This window comes from Leucobacter viscericola (assembly GCF_011299575.1).
GTDB lineage: Bacteria > Actinomycetota > Actinomycetes > Actinomycetales > Microbacteriaceae > Leucobacter > Leucobacter viscericola.
In genome coordinates, this window is record NZ_CP049863.1 from 2406996 (window position 1) to 2423777 (window position 16782).

Annotated in this window: 16 protein-coding genes; 11 read left to right on the plus strand and 5 right to left on the minus strand. The window is 62.9% G+C overall.

The features are described 5' to 3' along the window. Positions 1-83 precede the first annotated feature (83 nt). Positions 84-1328 carry an AMP-binding protein gene (locus G7068_RS10520; RefSeq protein ID WP_244304444.1) on the plus strand — a complete coding sequence of 415 codons (1245 nt, stop codon included), beginning with the start codon at positions 84-86 and terminating at the stop codon, positions 1326-1328. Next, positions 1325-2281 carry a 1,4-dihydroxy-2-naphthoate polyprenyltransferase gene (locus tag G7068_RS10525; RefSeq protein WP_166291843.1) on the plus strand — a complete coding sequence of 319 codons (957 nt, stop codon included), beginning with the start codon at positions 1325-1327 and terminating at the stop codon, positions 2279-2281. Before G7068_RS10520 ends, G7068_RS10525 begins: the two co-directional genes overlap by 4 nt. Before the next feature lie 135 nt (positions 2282-2416). On the opposite strand, the gene G7068_RS10530 is transcribed toward G7068_RS10525, so the two are convergent. Further along, on the minus strand, positions 2417-3931 hold the full coding sequence (locus G7068_RS10530; protein WP_280116195.1) for a DHA2 family efflux MFS transporter permease subunit: 1515 nt from the start codon (positions 3929-3931) through the stop codon (positions 2417-2419). Beyond that, entirely contained in the window at positions 3928-4551 is a 624-nt protein-coding gene (locus G7068_RS10535) for a PadR family transcriptional regulator (protein WP_166291845.1), read from the minus strand. The genes G7068_RS10530 and G7068_RS10535 overlap by 4 nt, the downstream gene beginning before the upstream one ends. A 26-nt stretch (positions 4552-4577) precedes the next feature. Between G7068_RS10535 and G7068_RS10540 the strand changes: the two genes are divergently transcribed. Then, on the plus strand, positions 4578-4865 hold the full coding sequence (locus tag G7068_RS10540) for a hypothetical protein (RefSeq protein ID WP_166291847.1): 288 nt from the start codon (positions 4578-4580) through the stop codon (positions 4863-4865). 186 nt (positions 4866-5051) lie between these two features. On the opposite strand, the gene G7068_RS10545 is transcribed toward G7068_RS10540, so the two are convergent. Next, complete coding sequence (locus tag G7068_RS10545) at positions 5052-5483, minus strand: DUF4229 domain-containing protein (protein ID WP_244304445.1); 432 nt, start codon at positions 5481-5483, stop codon at positions 5052-5054. 76 nt (positions 5484-5559) lie between these two features. Between G7068_RS10545 and G7068_RS10550 the strand changes: the two genes are divergently transcribed. Next, positions 5560-6039, plus strand: a complete 480-nt coding sequence (locus G7068_RS10550; protein WP_166291849.1) for a PLD nuclease N-terminal domain-containing protein — start codon at positions 5560-5562, stop codon at positions 6037-6039. A 35-nt stretch (positions 6040-6074) separates the two neighbouring features. Next, on the plus strand, positions 6075-7916 hold the full coding sequence (menD, locus tag G7068_RS10555; protein WP_166293125.1) for a 2-succinyl-5-enolpyruvyl-6-hydroxy-3-cyclohexene-1-carboxylic-acid synthase: 1842 nt from the start codon (positions 6075-6077) through the stop codon (positions 7914-7916). A 73-nt stretch (positions 7917-7989) separates the two neighbouring features. On the opposite strand, the gene G7068_RS10560 is transcribed toward menD, so the two are convergent. Beyond that, positions 7990-9402, minus strand: a complete 1413-nt coding sequence (locus G7068_RS10560; protein ID WP_166291851.1) for an MFS transporter — start codon at positions 9400-9402, stop codon at positions 7990-7992. A 137-nt stretch (positions 9403-9539) separates the two neighbouring features. Between G7068_RS10560 and G7068_RS10565 the strand changes: the two genes are divergently transcribed. From G7068_RS10565 to G7068_RS10590, 6 genes are all read left to right on the plus strand, one after another. After that, complete coding sequence (locus G7068_RS10565; RefSeq protein WP_166291853.1) at positions 9540-10232, plus strand: response regulator transcription factor; 693 nt, start codon at positions 9540-9542, stop codon at positions 10230-10232. Continuing rightward, positions 10229-11803, plus strand: a complete 1575-nt coding sequence (locus G7068_RS10570) for a sensor histidine kinase (RefSeq protein WP_166291855.1) — start codon at positions 10229-10231, stop codon at positions 11801-11803. Before G7068_RS10565 ends, G7068_RS10570 begins: the two co-directional genes overlap by 4 nt. Before the next feature lie 26 nt (positions 11804-11829). Next, entirely contained in the window at positions 11830-12834 is a 1005-nt protein-coding gene (locus G7068_RS10575; protein WP_166291857.1) for a TAXI family TRAP transporter solute-binding subunit, read from the plus strand. 276 nt (positions 12835-13110) lie between these two features. Further along, on the plus strand, positions 13111-13698 hold the full coding sequence (locus tag G7068_RS10580) for a hypothetical protein (protein ID WP_166291859.1): 588 nt from the start codon (positions 13111-13113) through the stop codon (positions 13696-13698). After that, positions 13695-14207, plus strand: a complete 513-nt coding sequence (locus G7068_RS10585) for a hypothetical protein (RefSeq protein ID WP_166291862.1) — start codon at positions 13695-13697, stop codon at positions 14205-14207. Before G7068_RS10580 ends, G7068_RS10585 begins: the two co-directional genes overlap by 4 nt. A gap of 126 nt (positions 14208-14333) precedes the next feature. Next, positions 14334-15245 carry a hypothetical protein gene (locus G7068_RS10590; RefSeq protein ID WP_166291865.1) on the plus strand — a complete coding sequence of 304 codons (912 nt, stop codon included), beginning with the start codon at positions 14334-14336 and terminating at the stop codon, positions 15243-15245. A gap of 82 nt (positions 15246-15327) precedes the next feature. Here the strand turns inward: G7068_RS10590 and G7068_RS10595 are convergent, their stop codons facing one another. Next, positions 15328-16617 carry an isochorismate synthase gene (locus G7068_RS10595; protein WP_244304447.1) on the minus strand — a complete coding sequence of 430 codons (1290 nt, stop codon included), beginning with the start codon at positions 16615-16617 and terminating at the stop codon, positions 15328-15330. Between the last annotated feature and the right edge of the window lie 165 nt (positions 16618-16782).

Below are 16782 nucleotides of genomic sequence, written 5' to 3' on the forward strand. Positions count from 1 at the left end.
CTTAATACATATTTCTGACCCGTAAATCGAGGGCGATAGGCACCCGCCCGCCGAATGTCAGAGCCACCGAGTACCCTTAAACCGTGACTTCGCAACACCGACTCCGTGCCATTCCCACCGAGGATCGCGCCTGGCTGCTGGCCGCTCTCGCCGATGCGCTTGAGGGCGGCGCACCCGTACTGCCCGTCGCAGACGGCGTGAATTCCGCAGAAGTCGAGCGGATCCTCGAGCAGCCGCTGCCGGCAGAGACCGCGCTTGTCATTCGCACCTCCGGCTCAAGCGGTGTTCCCAAGGCGGTCGCACTCTCGGCCAAGGCCCTCAAGTCGAGCGCCGAGGCAACCCACGAGGCGCTCGGAGGCCCGGGGGGCTGGCTTGTCGCGCTGCCGATCCACCTCATCTCTGGGCTGCAGATGCTGGTTCGCAGCGCGGCCTCGGGCATCGATCCCGTGTTCGTCGACGGCCCGTTTGATCCTGAAAAACTCTTACATGCCGCTGAGGGCATGAACGTCGGGCGGCGCTACGTCTCCCTGGTTCCCGTGCAGTTCGCGCGCCTGCTCGACCTCGCCGAGAGCGACGAAGAAGCGGCAGATGCACTGCGCCGTTTCGACGCGGTGCTCGTTGGAGGGCAACAGATCTCGCTCGCGCTGCGGCAGCGCGCCCACGAACTCGGCGTCGCGCTCAAGCGCAGCTACGGCATGACCGAAACTTCCGGCGGCTGCGTGTACGACGGCGTTGAGATCGGCGACACACGAGTGCGAATCCGCGGCGGCGAAGTGCAGCTGGCAGGATCAGCGCTGGCTCTCGGGTACCTTGGCGATCCCGAGCTGACCGCCACGAGTTTCATCGAAGAGACGGATCGCAACGGAGAACTCAACCGCTGGTACCGCACCGGCGACGCGGGTGAACTGCTCGGTGGCATGCTCACCGTGACGGGCCGCCTCGACCGGGTGCTGGTCTCGGGAGGGGTCAACGTCTCGCTCGACCAAATCGAGCAGGTTGCCCGCGAATTTGCGGGCTGGGAGACGACCATCGCCCTCGCGACCGAGCATCCCGAGTGGGGCGAGCGGCCAATGCTGGTTGTTGAGACTCGAGAAGGATCCGTGCCGTTCGACGAGGTGCGCGCCGCGATCCGCGAAAAACTCGGACCGGCGGCAACCCCGGAGTGGGTAACCGAATCGCAAGAGATCCCACGTCTGCCAGGTGGCAAACCAGATCTTGTCGCGGTGGAAGAATGGTTGCGGCAACTGCGCGCGAGCTTTAGGGAGACCCGCGCTGCACAGGTCGCCCAGCCAGCGCGGCTGAACGCAGATAGTAAGGACACCAAGTGAGCCACCCCAAGAATCTGAGCCGATCCGGCAATCCCGCAAAGCGCGCCGCCGCCGAGCGTCAGATGGAATCGGGCGAACTCCCGTGCATCACCTGGCGAAACTGGGTTGACGGGGCGCGACTGCGCACGCTGCCGCTCGCGGTCGCGCCGGTTGCGGCGGGCGCGGGTATCGCACAGATGCTGCACGCGTTCTCGTGGCCCCTGACCCTGCTTGCCCTCGCCGTCGCCGTGTTCTTGCAGATCGGCGTGAATTACGCGAACGACTACTCCGACGGCATCCGCGGCACGGACGACTTTAGGGTCGGACCGGCCCGCCTCACCGGTTCCGGTTTGGTGAAACCCAAAAAGGTCCTCGTAACGGCGTTGGTCTTCTTCGGGCTTGCCGCAGTGGCAGGTCTGATCGCCGTGGTGATGAGCGAGCGCTGGTGGTTCCTCGCACTCGGAGCCGTTGCGATCCTCGCCGCCTGGTTCTACACCGGGGGCAAAAAACCCTACGGTTACGCTGGCCTCGGCGAGGTGATGGTCTTCATCTTCTTCGGGCTTGTTGCGACCGTCGGAACGGTGTGGTTGCAGACCGAGATCCAGAATCAGGATGCCTGGGTGGCCGGAGCCGGGGTCGGCCTGTTTGCCGTGGCCGTGCTCGTTGTGAACAACCTGCGCGACATTCCGACAGACACACTCGCGGGCAAGCGCACCCTCGCCGTGCGAATGGGGGATCGGGCTTCGCGCTCGCTCTACATCGCCTGTGTGCTGCTGCCGTTTTTGCTGCCGCTGCTGTACGGCACGCTGCTGCCGGGCATGATCCTGGTGTGGTTTGTGCTGGTGCTGGTGTTGCCCGCAGTCATCATTGTGATTACGGCAAAAACGCCGCGAGAGCTCATCCTGGTGTTGCAGCTGACGAGCTTCGCGGCGCTTGCGTATGGCGTTCTGGTTGGTGTCGCTTTCGCGTTCTAGCGCGGCGTGGCTACCCAGGGGCCGCTACACCCGTGCCCCAAAACCCCAAACCCCCAAACCCCCAAAACGGGTGTAGCCATATTGCTAGTTGGCATTCGCTCAACTAGCAATATGGCTACACCGGATTGAGAAAGGCTAGGGCTTGGACGTCGCGGCAGCCGGAGCCGTCACCGTCTTGCTCTTGCCCGCAAGCATCGGCGGTTTCTTCATGAACAGCACGAAGATCACGCCGACCGCCAGCACGGCGGCGGGCAGCAGGATCGTCTGCGACATGGCGGTCGCGAACGGTGTCGCGATCATCTCGGGCAGTGTGCCGCCACCGAATCCGCCGGAGCCAGCCTCAGCGGCAGCGGGCAGGTTCGCCTCGAGGCGCGCCTGCATGAACGCGGCGATCGCAGCCGAACCGAGCACGGAGCCGATGGTGCGGGTGGTGTTGTAGATGCCGGATCCGGCGCCCGCCTGACGCGGATCGAGGTTTCGGGTCGCACTCGTGGCGAGTGGGCCCCACATACCTGCGTTGCCGATACCCATGAGGGTTGAGGGCAGTAGGAGCATCCAGATGGGGGTGTCAACGTTCATGAGCGACGAGTACCAGACCATCGCAATGACCACGAACGACAGCCCGGGAACGAGCAGCAGGCGCGGGTCGAGGCGATCCAGCAGCTTGCCCGCGAACGGCGACAGGATGCCGGCGGCGAGGGCCATCGGAATCATCAGCAGCGCTGACTCGGTCGGCGTGAGCCCACGGGCGAGCTGCGTGAAGAACATCAGTGGCAGCGACATGCTCGTCACGGCGAAGCCGACGGTCGCGATGCCGAGGTTGGCCACCGAGAAGTTGCGATCCTTGAACAGGGCCATCGGCACGAGCGGTTCGCTGCGGGTCTTCGCCTGCTGCCAGATGAAGAGACCGAGCACCACGATGCCGGAGCCAATCAGCAGCCACACCGAGATCGGGCCCCAGATGACGCCCCAGTTGTAGGTCTGACCCTCTTGCAGGCCAAACACGATCAGGAAGAGCGCGATGGCGCTGAGCACAACTCCGAACCAGTCGAAGCGGTGTGGGTGCGTCTCGAGCTTGGGTACGAGAATCCACGCAAGCACAAACCCGATCACACCAACGGGCACGTTGACGATGAAGATCCACTCCCAGCCGAGTCCGTCGACCAGCAGACCGCCGGCAAGCGGACCAACCAGCAGGGCAACACCCGAGGTAGCGCCCCACAGACCCATCGCCGCGCCACGCTTGGCGGGCGGGAAGGTGCGGGTGATTACGGCCATCGTCTGCGGCGTCATGAGTGCCGCGCCGATGCCCTGGATCGCGCGCATAATGACGAGTGTGGTGAGCGACGTCGAGAGGCCGCAACCCAGAGACGAGATCGTGAAGATCCCGAGCCCGATGAGGTAGATGCTGCGCGGGCCGAAGCGGTCGCCGAGGCGTCCGGTGATCAGCAGCGGCACGGCGTACGCGAGCAGGTAAGCGCTGGTCACCCACACGACGTTGTCGAGGTTGTTGGTATTGGGATCCAGCGCGGCCTTAATTGCGGGATTCGCGACGGACACGATCGTGGTGTCGACCAGGATCATAAAGAACCCGATGACCATGGCCCAGAGAGCGGGCCACGGGCTGCGTGGTTTTGTAGTGGAGTTCACTGCTGTGCTGCCTTTCGGTGCAGTTCATATTTGGCAGGGGTGGCGGTGATGCCGCCACCCCACGGAAAATTGGGGGTCGAGATGCACTCGATCGCTGCGGTGTTGCTGCGTAGGTCGGCATCGAGCAGGATCGCCGTGCGCTCGAAGTTGAGCAGGTACTGCTCGGGCGTGCCCTCTTGGCGGGTGGCCGTGAGCTCGGCCTCCACGGTGACGAGGGCCTCTGCGAGAGCGTCTCGCCGCTGAGTGAGTAGTTCGACGGCCTCTTCGAGCGGCAGATTGTGCGCCTCCGCGAGGGCAACTCCGTAGGCGATGGGGTGGTCGATGCGAGGAAGCTCGTGGCGCACCCAGGTGGTCACGGCCTCGCGACCGAGCTCAAGGAGCGTGTAGGTGGTTCTTTCGGGGCGGTTGCCCTCGCGATCCACGCGCACCTCGGCGATGTACTGCTCCTTCTCAAGCTTCGCGACCGTGTGGTAGAGCGCGCCCTTGGTGACGGAAACGAGCCGATCGCGCTTACGCTGCTTCAGCAGACACAGCATCTCGTAGGGGTGCATGTCGTCTTCGTAGAGCAGTGCAAGCAGCATGATCCCAAGGGGAGTGAGCTTGACGGCAGTGCGAGGCATGAGATGGTCCATTCGTAATAGTTCGTATGGACTATAGCACCGCGGGTGGGGTTGCGCGCAAGCCCGGGGTGGGGATCGTGCGTGTTTCGCTGTGGAATCCGCGCTTTATTGCGGGGCTGCTCGCGTGGGCGCGACCAGTTGCGGTCGGAGAAGCAGAACTAGCCGCGAGCGCAGTTCGATCTCGAAGTTGCGGTTCAGTGTCGAGGCTGCAGTTCGCTGCCGAACCCGCGTTTCACCATCGATCCCGTGTTTCAACGCCGAGCCTGCGTTTCACCGCCGAGCCTGCGGTTGACCGCCGAGCCTGCGGTCCCTAACTGCAGGCTCAGCGGTGAACCGCAGGTTCGGGCCCGAGGCGCAGGTTCGAGCCTGAGATGCAGGTTCGAGCCTGAGATGCAGGATCGCGCCCGAGACGCGGGTTCGGGCCTGAGGTGCAGGTTCGGGCCCGCGATGCAGGTTCGAGCCCGAGATGCAGCGTCGGCTGCAATCTCTTTCGGGCGAAACTAAGCTCGCGTGCCCTGCTCGTCTTGAGGGGCGGGATCATTAGCATCGGCGGGATCGCCAGCGACGTCGGGATCACCAGCGGCGTCGGGATCGCCAGCGGTATCAGAATCGATGCCAACCTCAGAGCCGTCGCTCGCCTCAGCAGGTGCAGCTTCGGCAGCGGGAGCCGGATCCTCAGCGCCATCCAGTGCGTCATCCTCAACGATGTCGTCAGCGGTGCGCTCGCGGTTGCGCCAGTCGTAGATGCTCTCGGAGGCGGCAGCGCGTGGCTTTGCGAGGAAGATGATTGAGAGTGATACCCCGATCAGGGCGGCAAACACGGCGGAGAGCCACGGCCAGATCCCGAGCAACATCAGCACCACAAAAGGCGCCACGAAAAAGAGCAGACGCAGCACGATGTATATGAACCAGGCAGAACGGGGGTTACTCACCCGACCGAGTTTACCCGGGCCTTCTGAGACTTCGCACGCCCCGCCCGATACCAGGTGAAACGGGTAGCATTGCGGTATGGTGCGTTTCGTGATCATCGGAATTGTCATCGCCGTAGCGTTTACGCTGTACGCGCTGGTCGATGCGGCGATGACTGATGGCGCCCGCGCGCGCGGAGTGAGTAAACCCGTGTGGGTTCTGCTTGTGATTGTGCTTCCCGTTATTGGCGGTCTGCTGTGGTTCATGATCGGCAAGGGAGCGACACCGGCGAAGCGACCCACCCCGCCAGACGACGATCCACGATTCGCCGGAACCCGCATGTCGAAGGCCGCCGTAGACGAGCACATGCGTGATCTCGAGGCCCGCCTTCGCGAGCTCGACGACGAGGTTTTTCCGGGTGAGGATCAGGCAAAGGCGAAGGATCCCGCGCCGCAAACGGGCCAGAAGCCTGCGGCTCAGGATCCGGCCCCCCAGAAGCCTGACGACGGCAAGGCAGATACAACCGACCCCGAGGTCAAACCAAAACCTGACGGCGACGCAGGCGCGGCCCGCAAGTGAGCGGTGTTGAATCGCCGGCACCGGCAGTAGCGTCGATGTTTGCGGTGGAGTTGCTCGCTGAGCTGATCCGCCGTGGAGTTCGTGATGTTGTGGTCTGTCCCGGATCCCGATCCCAGGCCCTCGCTCTTGCCGCGGCCGCGGCCGAGCAGGCGGGGGCGATGCGGCTGCATGTGCGCTCGGACGAGCGCTCCGCTGCGTTTTTTGCCCTCGGCGTTGCACGTGAAACCGGGCAACCCGCCCCCGTCATCGTGACGAGCGGGACCGCCGTTGCAAACCTGACTCCGGCCGTGCTGGAGGCTCACGAGGCACGCGTGCCGATGATCCTGCTCACGGCGGATCGACCGCCCGAGCTGCACGGTATTCGCAGCAACCAGACTACGGCGCAGGCCGGCATGTTTGAGCGTTTCGCGCGGCTGTCTCTCAACGTACCCGCGCCTGAGTTCGGCGATGACGGGGATCTGCGTCGTGATGACGACCGGGATCCGAGCCGCCTTGCAATCGCAGCGCTCGCTGCGGCGAACGGATTTCCAGGTGAGGCGCCCGCTGGCCCTGTGCAGTTGAACCTGGCGTTTGCTGAGCCACTTTCGGGCACGGCAGGTTTTGACGAGATGATCGCCGCCGGGTTCGAGCAGGCGGCGGAGGATGCCGCGTATGCGGCCGACGCGGCGGCTCAGCGACCGCGCGGGGCCGTGCAGCGAAGCACCGCAGAGGGCTGGGAGATCCACCTGGGCGAGTGGTCGGACTCGGAGTCATTTGTGTTCGGGGCCGTGAGTGGCTCGGCGTCGAGCGGCGCCGATCCTGAGCCAACCGAACCTCCGTTCGCCGTCGTCGTTGCGGGTGAGGGTGCAGGCCCCGAGGCCGAAACCTTCGCGCACGCAGCAGGCATCCCGCTGCTCGCCGAGGTCGTGAGTGGAGCGCGCTTTGGGCGTGAGGCCATCACCGCGTACTCGACGCTGCTCGACGATCCCCGGCTTGGGGGCCTTGTTGAGCAGGCGATCGTGTTCGGGCACCCCACGCTGACCAGGCAGGTTCCTGCACTGCTAAAACGCGATGACGTCGAAGTGATTGTTGTGGACCCGCACACCAGTACGGACCATTTCAACCCGAGTCGCCGCGCTCGCATCGTGCGATCCGCGATTGTGGCCGATGAACACAATCCGCGTTCTCTGCACGGCTGGCTGGGAGCGTGGGTCGTTGCGGATCGCGCCCTGCAGCGCGAGCGCAGCACCCTGCACGAACCCGATCTTGATGCAGCTCTCGCGAGCGGTTACAAGGAGCGCAACGCTTACGCCCGCGCCGAGGTTGCGGTGATGCGCGAGGGCGTGACCCGTGAACTGCTCGTTGAAAGTGTGTGGCGGGCGACGTGGCCGCACGACCGCCTGATGCTTGCGGCGTCTCGCCTGGTGCGGGTGCTCGACGGCCTCGCCCCCGCGCGCCGTCTCGAGGTGTGCTCGAACCGCGGACTCGCCGGCATTGACGGTACGGTCGCGACGGCCCTCGGTGTTGCTACTGCCAGCCAGGCCGCGCAGGATCCTGCTCAGTCTGTCGGCACCACCCGCGTGCTGCTCGGTGATCTCGCGCTGCTGCACGACGCCGGATCACTGGCCCTAGCAGCGGGTGAGGATCGCCCGCGCATCCAGCTGTTTGTCGGCAATGACGGCGGTGGCACGATTTTTGACGGTCTTGAGGTTGCGGGATCCGCCTCACGATCGGCCTTTGACCGGGTGCTGTACACCCCGCAGAAGGTGTCGCTCTCGGCATTGGCCGAGGCCTACGGGTGGGAGTATCGACTCGTGTCGACCCGCGGCGAGCTTGAGCAGTTGCTTACGGTGCCGGTTACCGGGCCGATGCTGGTGGAGGTTCCGCTGGGGCGGTAGACAGTGTTTAGTTCGAAGCGCTTGGCGGCGGGCTGAACGACGATCCGCCGCACAACCCGCACGCCCCAACGGTCTAGCGCGTGGAGTTCGAAACCGACTCGCTCACACCTGCAGCCTCGACCCGCTGCGCGTCGAGCGGTGCGCTCTGCCGCCCCAGGACCTTGGCGTTCATTTCGGCCTCGTTGTCGAGCCAGTTGGTTCCCTTGTTCTTCAAGAAGAAGATGTAGACGAAGAGCGACACCGCAATGATGCCCATGACGTAGAAGATGAACGTGTTGAGGTGGCCGCTCTCGCCGGCCGCCGCGTGCAGCATCGGGGCTGTGCCGCCGAACACCGAGTTGGCGAGCGCGTAGCCGAGGCCGACTCCCAGCGCGCGAATGTGGGTCGGAAAGAGCTCCGCCTTCACAACCGCGTTGATCGAGGTGTAGCCGGTCAGAATGATGAAGCCGCCGACCAGGATCAGGAACGCAGTCATCGGGTTCTGCTGCTGAGGCAGCGCGGTGAGCAGGAACCAGGTGTAGCAGAGCCCGCCGATCCCGAAGAACACCAGCAGTGACTTGCGGCCAACGATGTCGGAGAGCCATCCACCGAGCGGCTGCAGCAGCATCAGAATGATGAGCGCGATCAGGTTGATAATCGTGCCCGCGATCACGTCGCCGTCGGAGAACGCGTTCTTGACGATACTCGGCCCTGTGACCGAGTACGTGTAGAAGGCGACCGTGCCACCGGCGGTGACCAAGAAGCAGAGCAGCAGCGGGCGCCACTGGTTCACGAAGAGTTCGCGCATCGATCCTGCCTGCTTGGCCTGACCCGAGCGCACTGCGGCGAGGTCAGAACTGCTCAGCGTTTCATCCATGGTGCGGCGCACCCAGAACACGACCACTGCACCGACTCCGCCGATCCCGAATGCTACGCGCCATCCCCACGAGGTCATCTGCTCGGGTGTCAGCGTGAGCAGCATCACCATGAGGGTGAACTGGGCCAGCACGTGACCGCCGACCAGCGTGACGTACTGGAACGACGAAAGGAAGCCGCGGCGACCAGAGATCGCGGTTTCAGACATGTAGGTGGCGCTGGTGCCGTACTCGCCGCCGGTCGCGAAGCCCTGCACGAGCCGCGCAAACACGAGGATGACGACCGCGCCGCCGCCAATCATCTCGGCCGTGGGTGCGATGGCGATGATCGCCGAACACGCCGCCATCACTGAGACCGAGGTCGCGAGGGCAAGGCGCCGCCCGTGGCGGTCGGCGAAGCGGCCGAAGAACCACGATCCAACTGGGCGCATCAAGAACGTGACCGCAAAGATGGCCCACACGTAGATGGTCGAGTTCTTTTCGTCCGCCGCGAAGAACTGGGATTCGAAGTAGGTTGCAAACACTGAGTAGACGTAAACGTCGTACCACTCGACCAGATTGCCGGCCGATCCTTTCAGCGTGTTTGATATGGATCGCCGCAGAGTGGGCGAGGTGAGTGTCGTCGTTGACATGGGTGTGCTCGTCTCTGAATCGGGGTTTGTTCACGTGCTCCCTCCAGTATTCTTGGCGGCGCGCGGTGGCGCCCCTGGCCTTAACGCTTCCTTTACGTTGGCGGGATCGCGGCCCGGCCCGCGGCTAAACTGCTGACATGCGTGTCTTAGTCGCCGAGGACGATCCGTCGGTGGCGGCCGCACTCTCGGGCGCGCTCACCAAAGCTGGCTACAGCTGCACGCGTGTTGCTCGCGGCGCCGATGTGCTCGAGCGGCACCGCGAGTTTGAGTTGCTGATGCTCGACCTCGGGCTCGAAGATATGGACGGCATCGACGTGCTCCGCAGCCTGCGTGAGCACAGCGACCTGCCGGTGATCGTGGTGACCGCACGAGACGACGAGCGATCCACCGTGCAAGCGTTGCGTCTCGGCGCCGACGACTATCTCGTGAAGCCGCTGCGCCTGCACGAGCTTCTCGCCCGCATCTCTGCCGTTACGCGTCGCTACGCGCGCGAAGTGTCGAAGCAGCTGGTGGTGGGGGAACTGCGGATTGATCCTGAAGCGCAGCTCGTCAGCGTTCGCGGCGAGGAAGTAAAACTGACCCCCACTGAGTTTGCGCTCGTTGCCGAACTCGCGCGCAAGGTGGGATCTGCAGTGAGCCGCGAGCACCTGGTCGCACGGGTGTGGGGTGACGACTACCCCGCTGAATCGCGCACGTTCGACGTGCACCTCGCGCAGATTCGCAACAAACTGCCGATGCTGCGCATTGTGACGATCCGGGGGTTTGGCTTTCGCCTGGAAGCGTCGGGTTCGGAGGCCTCGGGCGCTGCGCGGCCGGAGCCCTCGGCGTGAGGCTGCGGCTGCTGGTTCCGCTGCTTGCGTTTGGACTGGTCGCGATTGGGGCGCTGGTGGTTCCGGCGGCGGTCGCGATTGCGCAGCAGCGCACGCAACAGTTGGAGCGGCAGCGGGTGGAGGCGTTCGACCAGATTGTGCAGCGCTCCTATGCTGCCGTGGCGGCGGGCGGGTCAGGATCGGGCGCCGATCTCGCGGTGCTCGATCGATACCTCGAGCGCTTCTACGACACATACCAAGAGCCCGTGATGGTTGCCGATGGTGCCGGAGTCATGCTGACCTCAGTCGGACAAATGCCTGCGGGCGCGGCGACTGACGCGGCCGTGAGTGACGCGCTGCGCGGGATCCCGCAGCTCGAACTGCCGACGGTGTACCCCTGGAGTGATGCGTCGGTTGTTGCAGCCCGCCCGCTGAAGACCGAGGGGAATGTCTCGGCCGGTGTTGTGGTGATTGGCGTCTCGCAGGAGCGAGCGCGTCAAGACGTCGCCCTGGGCTGGGTGCAGCTCGGAAGTGTCGGCCTGATGCTGATCGCGGGGTTGCTTGTGCTCGGTGTCGCGTGGAGCCGCTGGGTGCTGCGCCCCGTGCGGGTGCTCGATGCCGCGGCGAACGCGCTCGCAGAGCAACGGAGGGTGGAGTCGACCGGCGTGACCGGGCCGCCTGAGCTGCGGCGGCTCGCCGCTTCATTTGAGCGGATGGCCCACAACGTTGAGGCGGCTCTTGAGCAACAGCGCGGGCTCATCGCCGATGCCTCACATCAACTGCGCAACCCGCTGGCTGCGATCCGGCTGCGGATTGATGCGCTTGCGCCTCACGGTGTTGGTGAGGGTGTCGTTGGTGCTTCTCGGGAAGCCCCTGGTGATGTCGTAGATGGCGCTACCGCCGACGACATCGCCGCGATCATGCACGATCTCGACCGCCTCGAAAGCACGCTTGAGCGCATGTTGAAGTTTGCTCACGCGGAGCATCGTGCGAGTCGGCGGCAGAGTGAGGTGGCCGAGGTTGCGACTGTTGGTGCTGGTGGGGCTGCCGGTGGTGCTGGCGCAGTCGGCGCCTCTGGGGCTGCTCGCTCCGGCGGGGATGCTCCTGCCGGCCCAGCTGGCGGGGATGAAGCGGCTCCGTTCGAGGAGAGCTTCGTGTCCATCGCGACCCTCGTTGAGCCGCACCGGCACGCGCTCGCCGCAGCTGGTGTTCAGCTCTCGCTAGATGGGGAATCGGAACCGGTGAGGATTGCGTGCAACCCAAGCGACCTTGAAGAGATGGTCGAGATTTTGCTCGACAACGCGAGCAAGTATGCGGGTTCGGGTGCAACGGTGACTGTTGCGATGAGCCGCGAGCCTGAGCGTGGCCGGGTGATCCTGCGGGTCTCGGACTCCGGGCCGGGTCTGAGCGATCGCGATCTCGAACAGATCGGCACCCGGTTCTGGCGAGCACCGCAGCACCGTGAGCAACCCGGCACGGGGCTCGGGCACGCGATCGTCGAACAGATCGCGTATGGCAACCGGGCTGCCGTCAGGGTGGATCGCGCACCAGAGGGCGGACTGCGCACGCAGATCGAGCTGAGGGCGCTGTGAGCGGGGTTCGAGTGGATGTGGGTTCTGTGACCCGAAGAGGGCTGCTTGCCGGGATCGTCGGTGGTTTGGCGGCGGGGGCGATCCCGATGCTCGCGGGGTGTGCCGCGTCGCCCGTGCACCACTTGAAGATGGCGTGCGGTGAGCCGGGAGGCATCTATCTGCAGTTCGGGGAGCTGCTGAGCGCTGCCGTTGATCGGCGCGCATCAAGCAGCGGCGGTTGGGGGTCTGCGCGTGTGGCGGCGCAGTTGGAGCCTCTCACCACCAATGGCAGCGCCGAAAATCTGCAGTTGCTGCAGGACGGAGAGGTGGATCTCGCGATTGCGCTGGCCGACATTGTGCGGGAACACGAAAACGCGCGCCTTGCCGACGGGGGTCGCGCGGCGGGTGGGCGCACGAGCGTGGCGATTGGCCGGGTCTACCAGAACTACCTGCAGTGCGCGGTGCTTGGAGAGGGCGGGCTGCGCGGTCTGTCGGACCTGCGAGGCAAGGTTGTGTCAACGGGCGCGAGTGGATCCGGCAGCTCGTTCACAACCCGCCGGGTGCTCGAGCTCGCCGGTCTCGGTGAGGCGGATGGGGGTCCGCGGCAGGTCGAGCACACCCTGGAAGCCGGGTTGCGGGAGCTGAGGCGGGGCCGCATCGACGCGATGTTCTGGTCGGGAGGGGTGTCGACCCCCAAGATCGAGGAGTTCAGCGCTGAGGTGCCGCTGCGCCTGCTCGACCTGTCGACCGCGGCGGAGAAGCTTGAGGCTGAGTATCCGCTTGTCTACCTGAAGTCGACCATCCCGGCGAATGTCTACGGGTCGGCGGTGCCGACACCAACGCTCGGCATCCCGAACCTGTTGCTCGCGAGCCCCGACCTTCCCGACGACATTGCCCGACTCATTGTTGATGCGCTCGTGTTCGACGCCCGCAGGCTCGTGCCGAAGGGATCGGTGGGGGCGCAGTTCCTGACCCCCGTGAGCCTGATCGACACCGGCGCGGTGCCGTTGCACCCTGCGGCTCGGGATCGGTATCGCGAGGTTTATGGGTAGGGGTGGTTTTGGGGCGGTCGTGATCCCACGACCGCGGCCCGGCGACATCCGCCCGCAAGAGGAAAACTGCACTGCCCGATAAATAACCCATCACTGTTACTTAATCGTTATTCTCAAGCAACCTGGCGAATGAGCTTTTCTGGTAATTTTTGAAACTAGAAAGTAAGAACTCGTGTGTAATTAGTTTTATAGTTACGCCTTCCCGCTATTTTCCTCCCCTGTTTGAGGTAATTGATGACCAGACAGCATTCCATCCCCGGCGTTAAATTTCGCGGGATGACGATCATGGTGCTCCTCTCTGCGGTTGCAGTTGGACTCGCCTCATCTATCGTCTTTCCCGCTTCGGCAGCGCACGCCGCAGCACCGTCTCCATGCAAGAGCATCACTACGCGGGTGACCACGAAGGAGCGTTTCGTCACTGAAACCTGCTTCTCGAATCCGGTGAAGGTGTCGAAGACATTTCGTTCTGGATACAAGCAGGTCTTTCAAGCAAATGGTGTGAAGAATGTAAGAGCGACGTGTAAATCTGACAAAAGCTCTACCACCACATACTCGATTAACGCATCGGTTTCAGCTGAGGGTAGTGCCTGGATCTTCGCCAAAGTGTCGGCCACGATCTCAGGTGGTGCGTCTTGGAGCACAAGCACTTCAGTGGGTAGCTCATTCAGCTTCGACATTCCCAAGGGAAAACGCGCAGCTTGTGAACTCGGCGTCGAGGTCACACAGTTCAGAACTGACAAAACCACCACTTACAAGAAGCTTGCTCGCTCCAATGGTCGACTTCTCTCAAGAAGCAGCACGACATACCGAATCTATGGAGTGGCTCCTGCTCGCACCTCAATCTGGAAATCGTACGTACTGTGAACCGAATCATGAGGCCTGCAGGCATCCTTTTAAGCGCGCTGTTTGTGACAGCTTGCGTTGGATGCGCATCGAGCCAGGAAACTACTCCAACCAAGTCTTCAAAAGAGGCTTCGGCGAAAGAGCTCATTGAAGGGATCGAGTCAAAGCCGGCGAGTACAGCAGATACCGACACGAGCCTCTACAACACAAGCTTGTGGGATCTTAAAACGGGTGAATCCTGGGTCGATGGGGTCGTGTCGGAGCTGTCTGGTGCGTATTCCATGCCATTGAAAGATCTTCTAAAAAAGCGGTACTTCGTTCAGTACGTTTGCCAGAAAGGCGTGACGCTGAAGATCTCGCTTGACCAAGAGGTGGCGGGCACTACAGAAACCAACGTGGAAACCGTTGAATGCGATGAAAAAATGACGCGAAAGAGAGTGGACGTACATTCGTCGGGCGTCACTTCAGCAAACATCGACGTCGATACCGCTGGTGAAGGCAAATGGTCGTTCATGCTGGGAGCTGAATAGAGGGCAAGGGTTGAAATGATGCGACGTCGCCAGGCTGTCATAATTGTGGCGCTTTCCCTGTCACTCGGTTTAGTGTCATGCGCTTCAGGAATCGAGGGGGCTCAGCCGCCAGCGGAGTCCCCTCTCTTGCCGTACCAGAACGCGATTGAAGAGGGGTCCTTGCGGATAAAAGACCCCGAAGCCAGTGCAGACAAGTCTGCTCTCACCTACGACGAGATCGTGGCAGCCTGCATGAAAGAAGAAGGCTTCGAGTATTGGCCAACTTCAGAACCTGACGAAGACGTCACCGGCTCTGAAGCCATTGATGACGACAAGGAACTCTCCAAGCGAGCGCGTGACGGATATGGGATCGTTTTGCCATACGACAAGCTATATAAAGCGTCATCACAATCCCTCGGACCAAACGAAGAGTACTTCTCAATGATGAGTGACGAAATGCGCGAGGAGTACACGCGCGTCCTATCCGGCACTATCTGGGACGAATTGTCCGCCGCATCTCAAACGGGCGAAGAAGTGGACTGGGATTGGAGGCGAGGTGGCTGCGATGGAAAAGCGACGCACCTGATTGAAGAACGTGCCTCGCAAGGTGAGCAAGCTGAGAATGCCCAAACGACACAGTTTGATGATCTCATCGACCAGATGAATGCTCTGCCAGAGCAAATCCCACAGGATAAGGATTGGGAAAAAGTACTCGAACGCTGGTCTCAATGTATGAGTTCGGGAGGGTTCGATTTTTCTTCTTGGGATCAAGCTCAAGATTCCATTGTCGAAGAGTTTGACACGCTTGCTTCAGAAGCGTCGATGGACAAAATTGCTGAAGAAGGAAGTAGTGCAGATCCTTATAAACCCGACAAGGGGGCGTATGAAAAGCTGTACGACAGGGAACGAGAAATCGCGGTAGCTGACTGGCAATGCCAGATCGATACTGGCCGGGCAGAAGCGGAGCGACGCATCCTCTACGGCATCGAAAAAGACTTCGTAGACACCCACTTTGAAAGTCTTGAACGAATGAAGAAATGGTTTGACGCTAAAGGCTAGCGGCTGTTCATGAGGCTTCAGGCTCACTGATGTCGAGGGGTCTGGAATGACTCCATAACATTTGAGAAGAACCCGCCCGGTCTTACGCCCCAAACGCCTCGGTGATCGGCCGGAACTTTGACACCGTTTCGCCGAGCTCGTGTTCGGGATCCGATCCCGCGACGATTCCCCCGCCTGCGCTGGCGATGATCCTGCGCTGGCCACCCTCTGCCTTTTCGACTTGTGCGCAACGCAGCGCGATGACCCACTCGCCGTCGCCGTCGGCGTCGATCCAACCGACGGCGCCCGAGTAGCGACCGCGGTCGAAGGGCTCAAGCGTATTGATCGCTGCGACCGCTGTGGCGGTCGGGGTGCCCGCGATGGCGGCGCTGGGGTGGATCGCGTCGACGAGTTCGAGCGAGGAGCTCTGCTCTTTGAGCGTCGCCCCGAGGTCGGTCGCGAGGTGCCACACGTTGGGCAGCTGGAGCGGGAAGGGCGCTTCGCTCGTGCGCAGCTCGTTGACGTGCGGAGAGAGTGCGGTGACCACACTCTGCACCGCGAAGGCGTGCTCGTGCTGCTCTTTTGCGCTCGTCAACAGTTCGTCGCGGGCCTGCGCGTCGCGCTTGTCGGACTCCGGATGGCGGCCTCGTGTGCCTGCGAGCACCCTTGCTGAGACCGCGCCGTCGGTGGTGCGAATGAGGGTTTCGGGACTCGCGCCGATGAGGCCGTCGACGGCGAAGGTCCAGCAGTCGAGGTAGCGGTCGGCGAGACGCTTGAGCGGGGTGCGCAGGTCTGCATCGTCTGCAAGTGTGCCCGTGATCTGGCGGGCTAGGACGATCTTCTCGGCTTCGCCCCGGTCGATTGTTTCGGTGGCCTTGCGGACGCCTTCGAGGTATTGGTTGACCGTGTCTGTGGCGGCCTCGAAGGTTGTGGCGTGCCAGGGGTTTTGTGGTTTGGGGGTGGGGATCGCGGGCGCTTCTTGGCTTGCGGCTTCTGCGGCCTGTGTTGAGTTTGTGATCTCGTTGATTTCCGTGATCCACGCGGCCTCGCGATGCTGCGCGACGAGGAACCGCGGCACGATCAGAACACTTTCGGCTTCGCTGTGGTCGGCGAACGCGAAGGTGCCGAGCGCGACCAGTCCGGTGCCGGGCATCTGCACGGGGTCGTCGATCTGAGCGTTCTTGGCGATCGCGCGCCAGGTGTTGGCTGCTTCGGCGAAGCGGTTGGGGCCTGTGAAGGTGAGCCTGAGTGCTTCGCCTATTCCGACGCAACCGCGATCCCCGCGGATCCACAGTAGTGGCTCGCTCGGATCGGCGAGTGAGACGAGATCTGGTGTGCCAGCGAGGGGTCCCGTGACCGCGCGAAGTACAGGTACGGCGGGATTGATTGGCACCCTCATAATCTAGCGGGTGGGTCTGGGTGAGGGTTGGGGGCGAGATGTTGGCTGAAGTTCTGAGATCTTGTGTGGTTGTTTCTAGTTATCAAACTCGTTGTAATTTTTCTTCAAAGAGAGCAACGAAAATAAAGAGGGAATGCTAGTTTGAAAGTGTGGATTTTT

What these genes read in the sequence shown, in the direction of transcription:
- G7068_RS10535 (WP_166291845.1), bottom strand. Translation starts at nt 4,551, where the DNA reads ATGCCTCGCACTGCCGTCAAGCTCACTCCCCTTGGGATCATGCTGCTT.
- G7068_RS10540 (WP_166291847.1), top strand. Translation starts at nt 4,578, where the DNA reads ATGGACTATAGCACCGCGGGTGGGGTTGCGCGCAAGCCCGGGGTGGGG.
- G7068_RS10550 (WP_166291849.1), top strand. Translation starts at nt 5,560, where the DNA reads ATGGTGCGTTTCGTGATCATCGGAATTGTCATCGCCGTAGCGTTTACG.
- menD (WP_166293125.1), top strand. Translation starts at nt 6,075, where the DNA reads ATGTTTGCGGTGGAGTTGCTCGCTGAGCTGATCCGCCGTGGAGTTCGT.
- G7068_RS10560 (WP_166291851.1), bottom strand. Translation starts at nt 9,402, where the DNA reads ATGTCAACGACGACACTCACCTCGCCCACTCTGCGGCGATCCATATCA.
- G7068_RS10565 (WP_166291853.1), top strand. Translation starts at nt 9,540, where the DNA reads ATGCGTGTCTTAGTCGCCGAGGACGATCCGTCGGTGGCGGCCGCACTC.
- G7068_RS10580 (WP_166291859.1), top strand. Translation starts at nt 13,111, where the DNA reads ATGACGATCATGGTGCTCCTCTCTGCGGTTGCAGTTGGACTCGCCTCA.